Origin of the sequence: Shewanella morhuae (assembly GCF_900156405.1) — a bacterium.
Lineage (GTDB): Bacteria > Pseudomonadota > Gammaproteobacteria > Enterobacterales > Shewanellaceae > Shewanella > Shewanella morhuae.
This window is the reverse complement of the sequence record NZ_FTNN01000005.1, coordinates 208980-226876: the sequence shown is the minus strand read 5'-3', so window position 1 is coordinate 226876 and position 17897 is coordinate 208980. Positions and strand designations below refer to the sequence as shown.

Annotated in this window: 15 protein-coding genes; 2 read left to right on the top strand and 13 right to left on the bottom strand. The window is 44.9% G+C overall.

What is annotated here, in order from left to right:
- The first annotated feature begins 364 nt into the window (after nt 1-364).
- On the top strand, nt 365-2029 hold the full coding sequence (asnB, locus tag BW947_RS08385; RefSeq protein WP_076498406.1) for an asparagine synthase B: 1665 nt from the start codon (nt 365-367) through the stop codon (nt 2027-2029).
- Nucleotides 2030-2208: 179 nt separating this feature from the next.
- Here the strand turns inward: asnB and BW947_RS08380 are convergent, their stop codons facing one another.
- From BW947_RS08380 to BW947_RS08370, 3 genes are all read right to left on the bottom strand, one after another.
- Nucleotides 2209-3327 carry a patatin-like phospholipase family protein gene (locus tag BW947_RS08380; RefSeq protein WP_076498404.1) on the bottom strand — a complete coding sequence of 373 codons (1119 nt, stop codon included), beginning with the start codon at nt 3325-3327 and terminating at the stop codon, nt 2209-2211.
- Nucleotides 3328-3553: 226 nt separating this feature from the next.
- Nucleotides 3554-5800, bottom strand: a complete 2247-nt coding sequence (locus tag BW947_RS08375; RefSeq protein ID WP_076498402.1) for a TonB-dependent siderophore receptor — start codon at nt 5798-5800, stop codon at nt 3554-3556.
- A 395-nt stretch (nt 5801-6195) separates the two neighbouring features.
- Entirely contained in the window at nt 6196-7986 is a 1791-nt protein-coding gene (locus tag BW947_RS08370; RefSeq protein ID WP_076498400.1) for an acyl-CoA dehydrogenase C-terminal domain-containing protein, read from the bottom strand.
- Nucleotides 7987-8216: 230 nt separating this feature from the next.
- On the opposite strand from BW947_RS08370, the gene BW947_RS08365 reads away from it, so the two are divergent.
- Complete coding sequence (locus BW947_RS08365; protein WP_076498398.1) at nt 8217-9065, top strand: D-hexose-6-phosphate mutarotase; 849 nt, start codon at nt 8217-8219, stop codon at nt 9063-9065.
- A gap of 109 nt (nt 9066-9174) precedes the next feature.
- Here BW947_RS08365 and BW947_RS08360 read toward each other — a convergent pair whose 3' ends face one another.
- The 10 genes from BW947_RS08360 to yceD all read right to left on the bottom strand — a co-directional run bounded on the left by BW947_RS08360 (nt 9175) and on the right by yceD (nt 17835).
- Nucleotides 9175-10050, bottom strand: a complete 876-nt coding sequence (locus BW947_RS08360; protein ID WP_076498396.1) for an NAD(P)-dependent oxidoreductase — start codon at nt 10048-10050, stop codon at nt 9175-9177.
- A gap of 295 nt (nt 10051-10345) precedes the next feature.
- On the bottom strand, nt 10346-10825 hold the full coding sequence (locus BW947_RS08355; RefSeq protein WP_076498394.1) for an acyl-CoA thioesterase: 480 nt from the start codon (nt 10823-10825) through the stop codon (nt 10346-10348).
- Between the two features lie 666 nt (nt 10826-11491).
- Nucleotides 11492-12730 carry a beta-ketoacyl-ACP synthase II gene (fabF, locus tag BW947_RS08350; RefSeq protein ID WP_076498392.1) on the bottom strand — a complete coding sequence of 413 codons (1239 nt, stop codon included), beginning with the start codon at nt 12728-12730 and terminating at the stop codon, nt 11492-11494.
- 239 nt (nt 12731-12969) lie between these two features.
- The gene (acpP, locus tag BW947_RS08345; RefSeq protein ID WP_006081231.1) at nt 12970-13203 is read right to left on the bottom strand and encodes an acyl carrier protein; all 234 of its coding nucleotides are present in this window, start codon (nt 13201-13203) and stop codon (nt 12970-12972) included.
- Nucleotides 13204-13365: 162 nt separating this feature from the next.
- Complete coding sequence (fabG, locus tag BW947_RS08340) at nt 13366-14112, bottom strand: 3-oxoacyl-ACP reductase FabG (RefSeq protein ID WP_076498390.1); 747 nt, start codon at nt 14110-14112, stop codon at nt 13366-13368.
- A 9-nt stretch (nt 14113-14121) separates the two neighbouring features.
- Nucleotides 14122-15048: an ACP S-malonyltransferase gene (gene fabD / locus BW947_RS08335; protein ID WP_076498388.1), complete on the bottom strand. Its 927-nt coding sequence runs from the start codon at nt 15046-15048 to the stop codon at nt 14122-14124.
- A gap of 62 nt (nt 15049-15110) precedes the next feature.
- Nucleotides 15111-16070: a beta-ketoacyl-ACP synthase III gene (locus BW947_RS08330; protein WP_006081228.1), complete on the bottom strand. Its 960-nt coding sequence runs from the start codon at nt 16068-16070 to the stop codon at nt 15111-15113.
- A 9-nt stretch (nt 16071-16079) separates the two neighbouring features.
- Nucleotides 16080-17108, bottom strand: a complete 1029-nt coding sequence (plsX, locus tag BW947_RS08325) for a phosphate acyltransferase PlsX (protein ID WP_076498386.1) — start codon at nt 17106-17108, stop codon at nt 16080-16082.
- A 15-nt stretch (nt 17109-17123) separates the two neighbouring features.
- Entirely contained in the window at nt 17124-17294 is a 171-nt protein-coding gene (gene rpmF, locus BW947_RS08320; protein ID WP_076498383.1) for a 50S ribosomal protein L32, read from the bottom strand.
- A 16-nt stretch (nt 17295-17310) separates the two neighbouring features.
- A complete protein-coding gene (gene yceD / locus BW947_RS08315) occupies nt 17311-17835 on the bottom strand; it encodes a 23S rRNA accumulation protein YceD (protein ID WP_076498380.1) in 525 nt (174 codons plus the stop codon).
- Nucleotides 17836-17897 lie beyond the last annotated feature (62 nt).

The window sequence follows — 17897 nt, the reverse complement described above, 5'->3', positions numbered from 1 at the left end:
TATGCTATTGGTTAATGCCAGATAACTGAGGGTGAATTGACTAATAATAAAACACTGACATTTTTACACTCGCCATTTACGCTATTTTTGATAATTTTTTTGCAATCGGCACATTGCTTAAAAGCATTATGAATTCACCAAAACCTCTCCCCCTAAACAATACAATAAAAACAAATCACCAAAAATAACCGCATTTTAATGATTTATCATTAATAAAACAAACCAAAAGCAAAGATCTAAATCAACAAAGACACCAATAAACAGATAAATCATCAAAAATAGTGTTTGGCAAATTCCCTAATTGCTGGCACATTAACACTCAATTGAGACATCCTCAAATGACAGACAGTGTGGGAGTTGTACTATGTGTTCAATCTTTTCGATTTTAGATATCCAATCTGATGCCAAAGAACTGCGCCAAGTTGCGCTAGAAATGTCTAAGCTAATGCGCCACCGTGGCCCTGACTGGTCAGGTATTTATGCCAGTGATAAAGCCATTCTTGCCCACGAACGTTTAGCGATTGTTGACATTGAACACGGTGCTCAGCCACTGCTAACAGAAGATGGCAGCTTGATCCTCGCGGTCAACGGTGAAATCTATAACCACAAAGAATTGAAAGCCCAGCTAGGCGATAAGTACAGTTATCAAACCAACTCTGACTGCGAAGTGATTCTGGCGTTGTATCAAGAATACGGTCCTGATTTCCTTGATAAACTAAACGGTATTTTCGCTTTTGTGTTATATGACAAAGCTCAAGATAGATACCTTATCGGCCGCGATCACATGGGTATTATTCCGCTATATACAGGCCGTGACGCTGCGGGTAACTTCTATGTTGCCTCAGAAATGAAAGCACTAATGCCAGTATGTAAAACGGTAGAAGAATTTTTACCCGGTCAATATTTGTACTCAAGCGATGCAGCCGCAGTGAAATACTACACTCGCGATTGGCAGAGCTACGATGCGGTTAAAGATAACCCAGCAAACAAAGAAGAATTACGTGACGCATTAGAAGCCGCGGTAAAACGCCAATTAATGTCAGATGTGCCCTATGGTGTGTTGCTATCAGGTGGCTTAGATTCATCAATCATTTCCGCCGTGACACAAACCTTTGCTAAACGCCGCATTGAAGACGATGGTGAAACTAACGCTTGGTGGCCACAATTGCATTCTTTTGCCGTTGGTCTTGAAGGCGCACCAGATTTAATCGCCGCCAAAAAAGTCGCCGATGCCATTGGTACAATTCACCATGAGATCCATTTCACCTTCCAAGAAGGCTTAGATGCGATTAAAGAAGTGATCTATCACTTAGAAACCTATGATGTCACGACGATTCGTGCTGCCACTCCAATGTATTTAATGGCGCGTAAAATCAAAGCTATGGGTATTAAAATGGTGTTGTCTGGCGAAGGCGCTGATGAGCTATTTGGCGGTTATTTATACTTCCATAAAGCGCCAAACGCACAGGCATTCCACGAGGAATTAGTCCGCAAACTCGATAAATTGCATTTATTCGACTGTTTACGTGCCAACAAAGCCATGGCCGCATGGGGATTAGAAGCCCGTGTGCCCTTCCTTGATAAAGAGTTTATGGATGTGGCGATGCGCATCAACCCTGAAGCAAAAATGTCTAAGGATGGCCGCATCGAGAAACACATTCTGCGCCAAGCCTTTGAGCACAAATTGCCAAAAGAAGTGGCATGGCGTCAAAAGGAACAATTCAGTGATGGCGTGGGCTACTCATGGATTGACGGTTTGAAAGAACAAGCGGCAGCGCGCGTGGATGATTTACAACTGGCAAACGCGAAATTCCGTTTCCCATATAACACGCCAGAAACCAAAGAAGCCTATTTCTATCGTTGCTTCTTTGAGGAGCATTACCCACTGAGCGGCGCTGCTGAAACGGTTCCTGGTGGTAAATCTGTTGCCTGTTCAACGCCTGAAGCACTGGCTTGGGACGAAAGCTTACGCGGTATTATCGACCCATCTGGCCGAGCAGTACGCTCTGTACACACCTCAAGCTATTAATTGGGTTGAAACAATTAACTTAAGTATATTAAGTACGTTAGATAAATAAAAAATGATAGCCAAGCAAAACAGCTGGTTTTATTAGCGTCGTAAAAGCCACCCACATTAGGGTGGTTTTTGCATTTAGATGAAGCTGACATTAATACTATTTTTCCGTTCGGGGTTTCAATCTCCATAAACTAAGCCGACAACGCATTGATTGGCTGCATTTGGGCGAGCGTGTGCCCCTGGACTTGCGTGTGAGAGTCAGTGTCAGCTTGGCGGTGAAAGTAAACATTATTTTGTGCCAACGCCATCGGATCTTGGGCTAAAAAAAACTGACCCGCCGCGATGCCCGCATGATAATCATGTCGTAAATCGGCATCGGTACTGCCTAGTAATTTACTTTGCAAGTTTTCAGCGGCAAAAATTTGCACGATTTCTACATCCTCGGGAGGATTGGCGATAAAATCCAGTTCATCCTGATAGGCTTGTTCGTGCTGCACTAAATAATCAATGGTTTTAGGACAAAAGCCAGAAACACAAATCCAAGATTTTAATTTATGAACCCAAGCCGATTGCGCTTGAAAATCCTCACTCACAGTGCGGATCACCACGATTTTACGGGCACCGCGGTGATAAGCTTCACGCACAGGTAAAGGCGCTGCTAAGCCGCCGTCGAGATAAAAGTCACTGTCGATAGCTTCGCTCAATGCTGCGCTGTGATGCGACCCGCTATGATTAGCCGCGCCGTTATTACAGGCCTTGTCACTATTACAGGCATTATCATTTAGCCAAGGCGTGAGTTTCACACCTTGTTTATACAAAAATGGCAATGCGCTGGAGGCTTTAAGCAATTCGCGCCACTGGCTTTTACTGCTTGGACTTAAAAAATAACCCTTACGATCACTGGCATTGGTAGTGGTGATCAGTAACTGCCGATCACCGAGTGAGGTTGTTGCCGCGTTAAGATCTAATTTAAACATTCCTTGTCGCGTCTGCTCAAAATACCAATCTAAATCGACCACGTTACCGCCGACTAACCCGCGACCGAGTCGATAAAATCGTTTATGCCGCGACAAACCGCGGATTAAGCGTTTGGCATAACCCTTTTGACGGGCCAAAAAACTGCTGAGATTTTGTGAACCTGCAGATGTACCAATAAATAAATCGAAGGGATCGAATCCGCCATCAAGCCAAGCATCGAGCACGCCTGCGGTGAAAATACCGCGTTGACCACCACCTTCTGCAATCAGGGCCACCTGTGGGCTAGCGTTAGATTGAGCGTCTTGGGAGGCTAAATGGCTGACGGCGTGCATAGGGAAACCTTATCGAATAATTCATATAAGGCGAGTCTAAACAAGACGAATGAGAAAGGATAACGGATAGAAGCTATCATCTTAATAGGAAAATACTATTAAGATAGTGTACAAGCATTAGCCGGTGATGATAACGACAGCAAATACTGGCAGAAATCACGGCAGTGATGAGCAAGGTTAGCTTGTTCGTCATCCTTAACGAACAAGCTATTTTCACATCAATGCATTAAAACTTATGACTCAGTTCTAACGTGATATTACGCGGCTCACCGGGGAAATGGCCATTACGTTCGCTAAACCCACTGACGGCATATTCTTTGTCGAAGATATTTTTAAGATTTAAACGAACTTGAGTTTGATCCCACTGAGTCGTCCAGCTCATATCAAAAATCGTATGGGGCTTCACTATTTGACCATCGAGGCTGAACTGCTCGCCCACATAATCCATACCAAAGGCAATCGCCGAATCGAGTGCATTGATATCGTAACGGGTCCATATCCCCGCTTGATGACGCGGCGCATTGGCAAAGTGCTTACTGTCGAAGGTATTGGTTAAACTGTCGTTAGTGACTCCTTTAACCACTTCAGTCTCGTTATAGGCATAGTTTGCCGTAACAGTCAGGTTATCGGTTAAATCCCCCACCAGCGTCCATTCAACCCCTTGACTGTGTACTTCACCCAAATTAAGTAAAGCGGGAATACCATCGTCATCGCCAGTATCTAAAGGATTAGCTTGGGCGACATTTTGTTTTTCAATGCGATACACAGCGAGCGTGGTCATAAACTGGCCATCAAGCCATTCATTTTTCATCCCCAGCTCAATTTGATTGCCCGTTTCTGGATCGAGGAAACCGTCATCAATATCTTCCGCTTGATTGGTTAAAGATGCTGGATTGAAGCTTTCTGAGTAATTCAAATAAAAGGACATTGAATCGATTGGACGATAATTAAGCCCAGCTCTTGGCGTTATCGCGTTATCGCTGAAGGAGAAACCGGTCTTTTTATCATAGTCATCAAACTGGCTGAAACGCAGACCAGCAATCAATGACCACTGTTCATCAAAGTGCAGATGTTCCTGCACATACACGCCATAGCGATTAACGCGGGTGCCATCGGTATCTTTGTCTTGCAGCGTGTAAGTACTAGGGTCAGTTTCACCATAATTAAGATCAAAAATATTCAGGTTGCCGACGCCCGTTTTATCCGTCGCCAGCTTGTAGCTGTATTCGGTTTCAACATAGTGATAATCACCACCGAACAGGAACTCATGTTCAAAACCTAAGGCATCGAATGCATAAACAAAATCATTGGTTAAACTGATTTCATCGTTGGCGCGAGCTTGCACTCGGTATTCACGCTTAATGGTGCCATCACCCATAACGGGCTTTTTATTGGCATCTAAGGTCGCCCACCCCCTCGATTCATGATATTGCTGCGTGGAATCATTATTCAGATAACGGATCTGAGTCTTGACCGAGAAATTATCGCTAAATTGATGATCGAGAATCGATTGCAGCACCACGGCATCCATCTTCTGGAAGTCACTCTTCTCATTGGCATTATAGGATGGCGCAACAAGGAAGTTACCGTCATTATCGACAGGCACGCCGCGCAGCCGATTACCGCCTAAATCCTGCTTAATAATATCGAAGGTCGTGGTGAGCTTAGTATCATCACTGATTTCGTAGAGTAACCCACCCGCCACTTCGGCATTTTGGCTATCGGCATTATTCCGAAAGCTATCTTCCTGCTGATAATAGGCGCCAAAGCGATAGGCGAGATTTTGGGTTAAGCCGCCGGTCAAATCCAGCGAGCCACCCATCATATCCTCGCTGCCAGTGCTCAATGTCAGCTCTTTACTCTCAACAAAAGTTGGTTTTTTAGTGACATAGTTGATCATGCCGCCGGGTTCACCGCCGCCATAAAGTGCCGATGCCGGGCCTTTTAACACTTCAACCCGCTGCACATTAAACAGTTGCGGCACAGAAAATCCCGAATAGGGATCGCCCCTTACCCCATCATAAAAGACGTTGGCATCGTCACGGAAACCGCGAAAGGTCACGCCAGAATAACTGAACTCACTCACGCCCGCGATTGAGCGGTATAAATCGGTAATATTGCGCGCTGCTTGGTCAACGATTAACTGCTCGGTCAGCACTTGCACCGACTGCGGCAATTCCATCACATTAATCGCCGTCTTAGTGCCAACCGTTGTTTCTTTATCGACGTACATTTGCATCGCGCGGCCATGCACGGCAATACGCTCAGGTGCTGCCAACTTAACTTGCTCATAGGCTGCAGGCTCAGTCGATGCAGGACTTGCAACGGGTGAGCTTGTAGACAAGGTCTGCTGTGGAGCCTCTTTATCGAGTACAGTTTCAGCGGCGAATGCCGACTGATGTTGAGCGAGTGCAAGTGCAATTAATGAGTAGGCGAAACGAGTCTTCACAGAATGTCCCCAGCGCGAGCGCATAAAAATGGCATAAACCAAAGGGTTTACAAATGTATTCAAACGAATTGGCCGTCATTATAAAGAATGATTTACGAATAACAACGATTATCATTTGAATTTACATAAATGTGAAATCTGTTAGGTAAATAGCTAGCGTCAGCTCACATAACCCTTGTTGTGTTTGGTTATGACTAAAACGAAAAGAGCGTCAGTAGCACGGACCTTAGATAGAAGTTTTAATGTGGGATAAGCAAAAGACTCACAGTATCGAGCTCAATACTGGCGTGGAATAGAGGCATGACAACAGCTAAAGATTTAGAGAGGATAAAAATAAAAACCAGCGACAATGCGCTGGTTTTTGGCGACTCTTGAGCTGTTCTTAAGCAAAGGCTTCACTCAGCCTATAAGGTGAATGCTTAAAAAATAGCTTCATCTAATTGCGTTAGCATTTCACTCGCCTGCTCGATTTGCTTACGTAAACTGCGACCTTGTACAGCCCAGTAAGCCATATAGAAATCGGCGGTTTTGAGTTTAGCCTGATAAAATGCGGTTTCTTCACTGCCCTGCTCCAATGCCGCTAATGCAACGGCGGCGCTTCTGGCCCACATCCACGCCAGCGCAGTCACACCAAACAATTCTAGATAAGCCATAGAGGCCGCGCCGATAATGTCAGGATTGGTCGCCGCTTGCGAGGCTAAATAACCGCTGGCTTTTTGCAAATCGCCAGCACAATCCATCAAACCGCTCACATAAGGCTGCATTGCGGCATTGTTGCTGTATGATTTAATAAACTCAGTGACTAAAGCCGACCACTGCTGCATCGCGGCGCCGCGATCAGCCAGTAATTTACGTCCGACTAAATCCAATGCCTGAATACCGTTAGTCCCCTCATAAATCATGGCTATACGGCTATCTCGTACAAATTGTTCCATACCCCACTCATGAATATAGCCGTGTCCACCAAAGACTTGCTGCGCATCAACACAAGCATTAAAACCTCTATTCGTGATAAAGCCTTTCACTACTGGTGTAAATAATGCGGCTAATTGAGAGGCGACTTTAGCTTTGGCAGGATCAGTATGACGCTCAGCTTCATCAAGCCATAGGGCTTGCTGGCCAACGAGTGCACGCGCGCCTTCATTAAATGCTTTTTGCGATAACAACATACGGCGCACATCACCGTGAACCAAAATCGGATCGGCGGCTTTCTCAGGGGCTTTCGCGCCGCTTAAGGCGCGGCTCTGTAAACGATCTTTAGCGTAGGCTAACGCATTTTGATAAGCTATTTCAGACACACCAAGACCTTGCACGCCCACGCCTAAACGCGCTTGGTTCATCATGGTAAACATGGCGCGCAGTCCTTGATGTGCATCGCCCACTAGCTCGCCCAGCGCGCCATCAAACACCATCACGCAGGTTGAGTTACCATGAATACCCATTTTGTGTTCAAGACCGCTGGCATACAAAGTATTCGGCGCCCCTAAACTGCCATCGCTATTAACTAACACTTTAGGTACGGCAAATAACGAAATCCCTTTAACGCCTTCAGGTGCATCTGGCAAACGAGCAAGCACTAAATGCACTATATTGTCGGTGAGCTGGTGATCGCCAGATGAGATAAAGATTTTCTCGCCCGTAATGGCAAAAAGACCTTCAGATACGGGAACCGCTTTGGTACGTAATAATGCTAAGTCAGTGCCAGCATGAGACTCAGTTAAGTTCATGGTTCCAGTCCACTCACCGCTAACCAATTTGCTCAAATATTTTTGCTTTAATGCATCACTACCATGGGCGTGAATAGCGGCATACGCACCGTGGGTTAACCCAGGATACATGGCAAAGGCCATATTGGTTGCCGTTTGCATTTCAGCTGCAAAAATACCAACGACTTCAGGTAAACCTTGGCCGCCAAACTCAGGATCACAGGTCAGTGTTGCCCAGCCATTAGCAACAAACTGTTGGTAAGCATCATGAAATCCATCTGGCGTAATCACTTTTCCGTCGACCAGTTTACATCCCTGCACATCACCCACACTGTTTAGGGGTAACATGACCTCAGTTGAAAAATCAGCCATGCCTTGTAAAACTGCATTGACTAATTCAGGGTCAATTTCATCAAACCCTTTAAGTGCATCTTGCTGATAGATGTGTAACATTTCATCGAGGATAAATTGATAGTCGCGCAGCGGCGCTTGATAAACTGGCATAGTCGGTTCCCTTTTTTAGTTAGACGCAATTCTACTAAGTGCTCCGACCACTTTAACGACATTTGCCAAAAAGGGAAGATCCCCTCAGCATGAGTTTTGGCTTTTGTTTACACATACAAACAGCAAAACTGTAAATTGATCGCAACAAAGCCTTATACTGAGTCGCAAAAGTTTGTAAGCTAAGCATCTGTATTTTTTGCTACATCATCCGAGTTGAGGATATTTTTACTATGGGTTCTGTCACTACCAAAAAGCACGCCAATGGCCTCGATTATGTCGAAGTGAACTCGGCGCTATGTCAGGCAAGAATTTTTTTACAGGGCGCACAAATCGACTATTTTCAACCCGTAGGCAAACCACCTTTACTGTGGGTTTCTTCGGCTGACGATTATCAACCCGGTAATGGGATCCGTGGCGGTGTGCCAGTATGTTGGCCTTGGTTTGGCATGAGTAGCGAGCCTAATTTTCCTCAGCATGGTTTCGCCCGTACCCGTATTTGGGCGCTTGAGTCGGTTGAAATGCGTGATCAGTTAGTGCATTTACGTTTCAGCTTAAAAATTAGTGAGCAAGATAAAATCTATTGGCCGCACAATACTCAAGTGAGTGTGTTATTTACACTAGGCGAGACATTAAGTATTAGTCTGGTCAATACCAACTTAGGCGATAAAGCAGTCACCCTAACTCAAGCACTGCACAGCTATTTTCCAATTGAAGATATTCACCAACTCAAAGCGAGCGGTTTTAATGGCTCAAAATATATCGAATTTGGCGAAGGACCTTATCCTCAAACCACTGATGAAGTGCACTTTGATCGTGAAACCGACCGAGTTTATACCGAGCTTGGCCCAGTACAGCGATTGCATACGCCGCAAGGGATTATCAAAGTCAGTCGTGAGAACAGCCGGTCTGCCGTGTTGTGGAACCCTTGGATAGATAAATCTCAACGGCTAGGTCGTTTTAATGCAGAGGATTATCTCACTATGGTCTGCTTAGAAGCCGCCAATGTGTTAGAAGATAAACTGGTACTCGCCCCAGGTGAAAGCCATAGTTTAATCACCCACATTTGCTGGCAAGATTAAGCATTTCAATTAAATACTTGACCAAAAAAGATTTTAAAAAAATGCCCAGACTCATAAATCTGGGCATTTTTATTATCGCTAACATTTAAAGTAAAACTTAAGACAAGACTTACTTAGCTGACTTCTCTAAGCGCGCCAACAAGCTAGAGGTATCCCAGCGATTTCCGCCCATGCTCTGCACTTCGGAATAGAATTGATCCACCAACGCGGTTAATGGCAAGTGTGATCCATTACGACGGGCTTCTTCTAAGGCAATACCTAAATCCTTACGCATCCAATCGACTGCAAAACCAAAATCATAGTTTTGGCCCCACATCGTCTTGTAGCGATTCTCCATTTGCCAGCTCTGCGCCGCGCCCTTGCTAATGACTTCAATCACTTTTTCACCATCAAGCCCCGCGTTACGGGCAAACTGCAGTGCCTCAGCCAAACCTTGCACCACGCCGGCAATACAGATTTGGTTAACCATCTTTGTCAACTGGCCAGCACCAACATCACCGAGACGCTCGGCGCAACGAGCAAAAGCTTCAATAATCGGTTTAGCGCGGGCAAATATGACTTCATCGCCGCCGACCATCACAGTTAATAGTCCATTTTCAGCGCCCGCTTGACCACCAGACACTGGCGCATCCAGAAAGTGAACGCCCTTTGGGGCTAACACTTGATAGAGCTCACGCGCTACATCGGCTGAAGCTGTTGTATGGTCAACTAATACCGTACCTTTTTCGATACCATGAATAACGCCATCCTTACCTAACACGACTTCACGCAAGTCGTTATCATTGCCGACACAGGTGAACACAAATTCTTGCCCTTGAGCCGCCTCTTTGGGTGTGGCGCAGCAGCGACCACCATAGGTTTCAACCCAAGTTTGCGCCTTGGTAAAAGTGCGATTATAAACAGTGACCTCATGGCCTTTGTTGAGTAAATGTCTCGCCATGGGGTATCCCATTACGCCTAAACCAATAAATGCAACTTTTGCCATGAAGCGATCCTCAAATAGGTAAACAAGATCAATTAATTAGAACTTGCGGAGTCTGGTTCTGTATCCTCTACCCAATATATTACCGCTAAATCTTCAGTAACAAACACGAGAAATGCTAGCAAGTGTTTCAATCTATAGATTTCTTTGCGGTAATAAGCGGGAGGGGAAATAAGAACGCAGTTTAACATCCTGCCAGTATAACGCGTCAGGGATAAATCAAACCGAGTGGCAAACGCACTTTTCGGTACAAACAACAAAGGCGCTAGAAGCACCTTTGTTGATATAATTTATCACGTTATTTTACTACGTGAGCTTCCATCTCGGCGCCAATCTTTTTACGCATTTCCATCAGGCGCAATGCTGAATCTCGCAAATGGATATCATGATCCGTTTGTGGTAGCCACTCAGGTACTGGCGTGGGTTGACCCTGTTCATCTACAGCCACCATGATGACAATACAGTGGGTAGTAAGGTGACGCTCAGATACTTTAGGATCCCCCGCCCGCACATCAATACCGATATGCATAGAGGTCTTGCCGGTATAAATAACTTTAGCGCTGACTTCAACGATATTACCCACCAAAATCGGCTGTACAAAACGAATACCACCGGCATAGGCGGTAATACAATATTTACCGCTCCAACCCGCAGCGCAAGCATAGGCCGCGAGATCGATCCACTTCATCACCGCGCCGCCGTGAACTTTACCGCCAAAATTGACATCCGCAGGCTCGGATAAAAATCTCAAGGTACTTTGTCTATCGATACCAGCCATATAACCTCAACTTATTCAGCCACTATGGCTCAATGTTCTCGCGCAATAAGTTGAGTTTACGATAGAAAGCTTAAGTTAGGTAAAGATAATTACAATTGGCCTTATCAAAGAATTCGATTTAACCAAAGTGACTAATATGTACACAGCATGCAGTAAATTAGGTACAGCTAAACGACAAGGCTATAACAGTAGTACGCAGCTAACAAACGCGTGGCTTTTCCAACGGAATAAATACCTAAAAATAACATGCTTGCAAGCCTTACAGCATCTGACTATCAATGCCAACGCTAATTACCATCACCAACAATGCAAATCAGCCCACCACACGAAATATAAGTGTTAAGGTAAAAATCCCTATTTCAGATATACCAAACTTCTCATTCACCGCAGATTAACTCGGTCAAATTTGCAGTTAGTGCACCGCTAATAGGAATAAGCAAATTAATCGCAGGGTTTAATATTAAATAGCCCATTAAGGTTGGATATGTTTGTCATTATCAGTGGATAAAAACAAACAAGCTTTATGAGAAAAAGTTAATGATGAAGGTATCAGATAGTTATGATGCACTTGACTAAAAATTGTTAAAAATCAACCTTATAAATATAGCTTATTAATTTCCCCCATAAAAAATGCGCCCTTAGGCGCATTTCTTCACGGTCATATAGTTAGGCTTTTTTAAACAACAATGAACCGTTAGTTCCACCAAAGCCAAACGAGTTGCACAGTGCATAATCCATCTTCACATCACGGGCAGTATGAGCAACAAAATCTAAGTCACAACCTTCATCAGGATTATCTAAGTTGATAGTTGGCGGCACAATTTGATCGCGTAGTGCGAGTAAGGTAAAAATAGCCTCAACTGCACCAGCAGCACCTAATAGGTGACCCGTCATCGATTTAGTTGAACTCACTAATACTCTACTAGCTTGGTTGCCAAACACGGATTTAACTGCTGCAACTTCGGCTTTATCTCCCGCAGGAGTCGATGTACCGTGGGCATTGATATAACCGATTTGTTCAAGTGATAACTTAGCGTCACTAATAGCATTGACCATCGCAGCCGCCGCACCAGCACCATCGCTTGGAGGCGATGTCATGTGAAAAGCATCACCACTCATACCAAAGCCGACTAACTCGCCGTAAATGGTCGCTCCGCGCGCTTTTGCATGTTCATATTCTTCAAGCACCATCACGCCAGCACCATCGCCTATAACAAAACCATCACGGTCTTTATCCCATGGCCGACTTGCTGCCATTGGATCGTCGTTGCGAGTAGATAATGCTTTCGCCGCGCTAAAACCTGCTACGCCCAAAGGAGAGGTGACATCTTCGGCGCCGCCAGCGACCATAACATCTGCATCACCATAGGCAATCGTGCGCGCTGCAAAGCCAATATTGTGCACACCCGTAGTACAAGCGGTGGTGACAGCAAAGTTAGGTCCTTGCATACCAAACATGATCGACAAGTTACCCGAAATCATATTGATAATGGTACTCGGCACGAAAAAAGGAGAAACTTTACGTGGGCCGCCATTGATGAGCGCACTGTGGCCTTGCTCAATCAGCCACATTCCGCCCATACCTGAGCCAATAGCGGTGCCGACTCGACCGGGATTTTCTTTGCTCATATCCAGACCTGAGTCGTGGATAGCTTGAATGCCTGCCGCCATACCATATTGAATAAAGAGATCCATCTTGCGGGCCTCTTTTTTCGTGACATATTGTTCAATATCAAAATCTTTTACTGAACCACTGAAACGGGTAGAAAATTCACTGGCATCAAATTTGGTTATTGGTGCAATACCACTTTTACCAGAAAGCAAGGCTTTCCAAGTAGTATCCACAGTATTACCCACTGGAGTTACTAACCCCAAACCGGTTACCACTACACGACGTTTAGACACGGCAGTCACCTTTAAATGCTAAATTTGTTAGTTTTGATAGATAAACACGGTTTTCTATCATTAGACAATTCTTTCGTAACGATTTATTTAAGAAAGAAGTCGCCAATCTGCGGCGAGCATCCCGTGGATAACAGAATAAAATACGATCCAGAGATGATTGAGTAGTACTGAAGCAGAATTTGACGGGGCTAAAACAAAAACAGGCGGCAAAAATGCCGCCTGTCTTCAATAATTCAGAATTACTGATTCTTAGAAACGTAGTCGATCGCTGCTTGAACAGTAGTGATCTTTTCAGCTTCTTCATCAGGGATCTCGGTATCAAACTCTTCTTCTAGAGCCATAACCAACTCAACAGTGTCCAGAGAATCTGCACCCAGATCGTCAACGAAAGATGCCGCTGGCTTAACGTCTTCTTCTTTAACGCCCAGTTGCTCTACAATGATTTTCTTTACACGTTCTTCGATGTTGCTCATTAGTTTCTTTCCTATTCAAATTACGCACTTGCGTAAGATTGCGAGTAGTTTATTAGATTTGGCTGACAATGCAAGCTTAGTTTTCGTGGTCTAACCACGAAATTTCACCATCAATTGATACAGATCACTACTCAGTTACGACAGAATCCCTGCCATTCGCCCTTAAACCATGTACATGCCGCCATTCACATGCAATGTTTCGCCTGTGATGTAAGCAGCTGAGTCCGAGGCCAAAAAGAGCACAGCGTTAGCAATTTCTTGCGCTTGCCCTAATCGTTCCATCGGAACCTGTGACATAATAGCTTTTTGCTGATCTTCGGTCAGCTCATCTGTCATATCGGTCTGAATAAATCCAGGAGCGATAGCATTAACGGTAATTTGACGAGATGCAACCTCTCTTGCAAGAGATTTTGTAAACCCAATCAAACCCGCCTTTGCTGCCGAGTAGTTAACTTGACCTGCATTGCCCATGGTACCTACCACTGAACCAATATTGATGATTCGGCCAAAACGCTTTTTCATCATGGTACGCATCACAGGTTTTGATAGTCTAAATAATGATGTCAGATTAGTGTCGATAGTATCTTGCCATTCATCATCTTTCATCCGCATCAGCAGATTATCACGAGTAATACCCGCATTGTTAACTAGAATATCAACATCACCTACTTTTTCTTTAATCGATGCGAATAAATTGGTAACAGATTCACTATCTGTGACATTAAGCACTAAACCAAAACCTTTGTCACCCAGATATTCTTGAATGGCCGCAGCGCCTTTATCACTGGTGGCAGTGCCAATGACCACAGCACCCGCTTCGACAAGCGTCTCAGCAATCGCACGGCCAATACCACGGCTCGCGCCAGTTACCAAAGCCACTTTACCCGCTAAATTCAGATTAAAACTCATACAAACTCCTTACTCAGTTAATGCTACTAATGAAGCAACGTCATTAACCGCTTGGGCTGAAAGTGATTTATTAATTCGTTTTGTTAAGCCTGTTAATACTTTACCCGGGCCGCATTCTATCAAGTGTGTAATGCCTTTCTGAGCCATTAGTTCAACGGTCTCACTCCAACGCACAGGACAATATAACTGACGCACTAAGGCATCTTTAATTTCATCCGCCGCTGCGGGAGAGGCTACATCGACGTTATTAATAACAACGATATTAGGTGCATTAAACTTGATATCGTTCAATGCAATTGCGAGTTTATCTGCGGCAGGTTTCATTAGCGCACAATGCGATGGCACACTGACAGGTAATGCTACCGCCATTTTGGCGCCTGCTGCTTTACAAGCCAATGCCGCGCGCTCAACCGCCTCTTTTTGTCCCGCTATAACCACTTGGCCAGGACTATTGAAGTTAACTGGGCTCACCACTTCACCTTGAGCCGCTTCAACGCAAGTCTTGGCAATTGTGTCATTATCTAAACCGATAATGGCATACATGGCGCCTGTGCCAGCAGGAACCGCTTGCTGCATCAATTGACCACGAAGTTCCACTAACTTTATCGCGTCTTTAAAACCTATCACACCCGCGCACACTAAAGCAGAGTATTCGCCTAGACTATGGCCAGCTAACATGGCTGGCATAGGCTTGCCTGAAGCTACATAGGCACGCCAAATAGCAACACTTGCCGCTAATAGGGCGGGTTGGGTTTTATCTGTTTCATTTAAGCTTTCAACAGGACCTTGCTGAACCAATGCCCACAGATCATAACCTAAGACGTCACTCGCCTCGGCAAAGGTCTGCCCTACTACTGCGTGTGATTGTGCAAGCTCGGCTAACATGCCTAGGGCTTGTGAACCTTGACCTGGAAATACAAAAGCAACATTTTCCATATTCAAATTACCTATGGCTAACTTAATTTATTGAAAAATCATGTGAAAAACACATGTAGAACTTAGAAACGAATGAGCGCACTACCCCACGCAAACCCTGCACCGAAGGCCTCTAGCAGCAGTAGTTGTCCACGTTGAATGCGGCCATCACGTACTGCTTCATCTAACGCGATAGGCACAGATGCAGCTGAGGTATTACCATGTTTAGCTAAGGTTAAGACCACTTTATCGAGACTCATATCGAGTTTTTTGGCGGTAGCATTGATAATACGGAAATTAGCTTGATGCGGTACCAACCAATCAATTTCTGACTTATCAATATTGTTGATACGCAGCGTCTCAGTCACAACATGGGACAATTGAGTTACAGCCACTTTAAAGACATCATTACCCTTCATGGTCATAAAACCGACCGCTTCAGAGGTTTCGCCTTGCCGTGGTGGGAAAGCGCATTTCAATAAATCGCCTTGGCGACCATCGGCATAGATATGAGTCGAAATTATCCCTGGCGTTTCAGATGCACCAATCACAACGGCGCCAGCACCATCACCAAACAAAATAATCGTTGAGCGATCTTCTGGCTCACATAAACGAGACAGCACATCGGCCCCAATTACTAATACTTTTTTAGCGGCGCCCGTTTTTACAAATTGGTCGGCAACAGATAAAGCATAAACAAAGCCAGAACAAGCCGCTGCGATGTCGAATGCTGGAATGGTATGCACGCCAAGCATAGCTTGGATTTCACAGGCGGCAGCCGGAAAAGCATTGGGAGCACTGGTGGTGCCGCAAACTATCATGTCTAAATCTGATGCTTCTATGCCAGCCATTTCCAGCGCTTTGAGTGCAGCTTGGTAGCCCATAGTTGAAACGGTTTCATCGAAGGCCGCAATACGACGTTCTGATATACCTGTACGTTCCACAATCCATTGGTCAGTGGTTTCTACCATCTTTTCCAAATCTTGATTGCTGCGTACCTGCACGGGTAGATAACTACCAGTTCCGAGAATTTTTGTATGCATAAGGAGGGATCAGTTATTTATATCTAAAAGAATCGACTCCAAACGATCTTTTATCATTTCAGGGAGTCGACGTTGAGCTTCCGTTACTGCCAAGTTGATTGCTTGTAGATAGGCAGTTTCGTCAGCGTTTCCATGGCTTTTTACCACTATTCCTCGCAATCCTATCAGACTTGCGCCGTTATAGTGGTCGGGGTTCATCTGGCTCAGCACCGCTTGAATACGTGGGGCGATAAGTTTAGCCAGAAAACGAACAAATAAACCTTGGGTTAATCCCCGTTTTAACTGATGTACCAATAACTTGGCAATACCTTCTGAGGTTTTTAGCGTGATGTTGCCCACAAAGCCATCACAAACAATCACATCCACATTTCCAGAGTAGATTTCATTACCTTCAATAAAACCGGTGTAATTGATTTGCTCTGTCTGTTGTAGCAATTGTGCAGCTTGCTGAACCTGATCGTTACCTTTAATTTCTTCAATGCCCACATTGAGCAAAGCAACTTTTGGCCGAGATTTTTTATCAATCGTTTCGCACAAAACAGAACCCATCACGGCAAATTGAAATAAGGTTTCTGAATCACAGGAAACATTAGCGCCCAAATCCAGTAAATAAACTGGTTTTTGAGTCACCGCAGGTAAGCAGCTGACTAATGCGGGTCGATCAACGCCTGGCAAGGTTTTGAGCAATACTTTTGCCATCGCCATTAGTGCACCGGTGTTACCAGCACTCACACATGCTTGCGCACGTTCATCACGCACTAATTCAATTGCTAAGCGCATTGAGCTGTTTTTACGTGTGCGTAATGCATGTACAGGTCTATCAGACATACTCACGACTTCATCGGTATGAATGATTTCTATACGTGAAAGTAAACTCGCTTCAGCTTGGTGTAAATAGACATCAATTTCAGTCTTGTCACCGACCAAAAAGATTTTTAGAAAAGAATGTAATTGTAGTGCCCGCAAGGCTGCAGGCACTGTGACGTGGGGGCCATAATCGCCCCCCATTACATCTAACGCAAGCGCCAGATTCGTCATTAGGAAACCAACAAATTACTTGTTGATTACCTTTTTACCGCGATAAAAACCATCTGCAGTCACATTGTGACGCATATGAGTTTCACCACTGGTAGCGTCTACAGACAGCTGAGCAGTGCTCAGTGCGTCATGTGAACGGCGCATTCCGCGCTTTGAACGTGATTTTTTGTTCTGTTGTACAGCCATTGGCCTGTCTCCTAGATTACTTGCTCTTCAGTTTTTCTAACACTGCAAACGGATTTGGACGCTCCTCATGAGCGGGTTCGATCTCGCCTACAACTATGTCTTTAGATCCGGCACTACAATCAATTTCTTGATGCATTGGGATTATCGGCATAGCGACTATCAATTCATCTTCGATTAATTGATGTAGACGCACTTCGCCAACTTCATTGCACTCAATTGGGTCATACGCATCCGGGAGCTCATCGATTTCTGCCTTAGTCCGGCATGGACCGAAACAAAACTCGACCGTAACCTCTGTGGTAAATAGCGTCATGCAACGTTGACATACTAGAGTGAGCTCCGTCACAGCCTTCCCTTTCAGGTAGACTATCCCCTGTAAATCTACACCACATTCAAGCGACACTGCCACATCGGAACAGTCGCCGGCACATAACTCAGTTAATCTTTTCAATTGCACGCCAGGAACTGTGCCGTGATAAACTTGGCGGCTCGTGGCGGCGCGAAATGGATCAATTGAAACCGGTATCTTTACTGTTTGCATAAGGCGCGCATATTATAGTTTGGAAACGCTAGAGTCAAAGAAAAAATACTAACTTAAGTCCC

Bases quoted from the DNA above. Each gene is read 5' to 3' on its own strand.
- yceD (WP_076498380.1), bottom strand. From the start codon at position 17,835: ATGCAAACAGTAAAGATACCGGTTTCAATTGATCCATTTCGCGCCGCC.
- plsX (WP_076498386.1), bottom strand. From the start codon at position 17,108: ATGACGAATCTGGCGCTTGCGTTAGATGTAATGGGGGGCGATTATGGC.
- BW947_RS08360 (WP_076498396.1), bottom strand. From the start codon at position 10,050: ATGGCAAAAGTTGCATTTATTGGTTTAGGCGTAATGGGATACCCCATG.
- BW947_RS08370 (WP_076498400.1), bottom strand. From the start codon at position 7,986: ATGCCAGTTTATCAAGCGCCGCTGCGCGACTATCAATTTATCCTCGAT.
- BW947_RS08375 (WP_076498402.1), bottom strand. From the start codon at position 5,800: ATGCGCTCGCGCTGGGGACATTCTGTGAAGACTCGTTTCGCCTACTCA.
- fabG (WP_076498390.1), bottom strand. From the start codon at position 14,112: ATGAGTTTTAATCTGAATTTAGCGGGTAAAGTGGCTTTGGTAACTGGC.
- rpmF (WP_076498383.1), bottom strand. From the start codon at position 17,294: ATGGCTGTACAACAGAACAAAAAATCACGTTCAAAGCGCGGAATGCGC.
- BW947_RS08330 (WP_006081228.1), bottom strand. From the start codon at position 16,070: ATGCATACAAAAATTCTCGGAACTGGTAGTTATCTACCCGTGCAGGTA.
- acpP (WP_006081231.1), bottom strand. From the start codon at position 13,203: ATGAGCAACATCGAAGAACGTGTAAAGAAAATCATTGTAGAGCAACTG.
- BW947_RS08355 (WP_076498394.1), bottom strand. From the start codon at position 10,825: ATGGCTGGTATCGATAGACAAAGTACCTTGAGATTTTTATCCGAGCCT.
- fabD (WP_076498388.1), bottom strand. From the start codon at position 15,048: ATGGAAAATGTTGCTTTTGTATTTCCAGGTCAAGGTTCACAAGCCCTA.
- BW947_RS08365 (WP_076498398.1), top strand. From the start codon at position 8,217: ATGGGTTCTGTCACTACCAAAAAGCACGCCAATGGCCTCGATTATGTC.
- asnB (WP_076498406.1), top strand. From the start codon at position 365: ATGTGTTCAATCTTTTCGATTTTAGATATCCAATCTGATGCCAAAGAA.
- BW947_RS08380 (WP_076498404.1), bottom strand. From the start codon at position 3,327: ATGCACGCCGTCAGCCATTTAGCCTCCCAAGACGCTCAATCTAACGCT.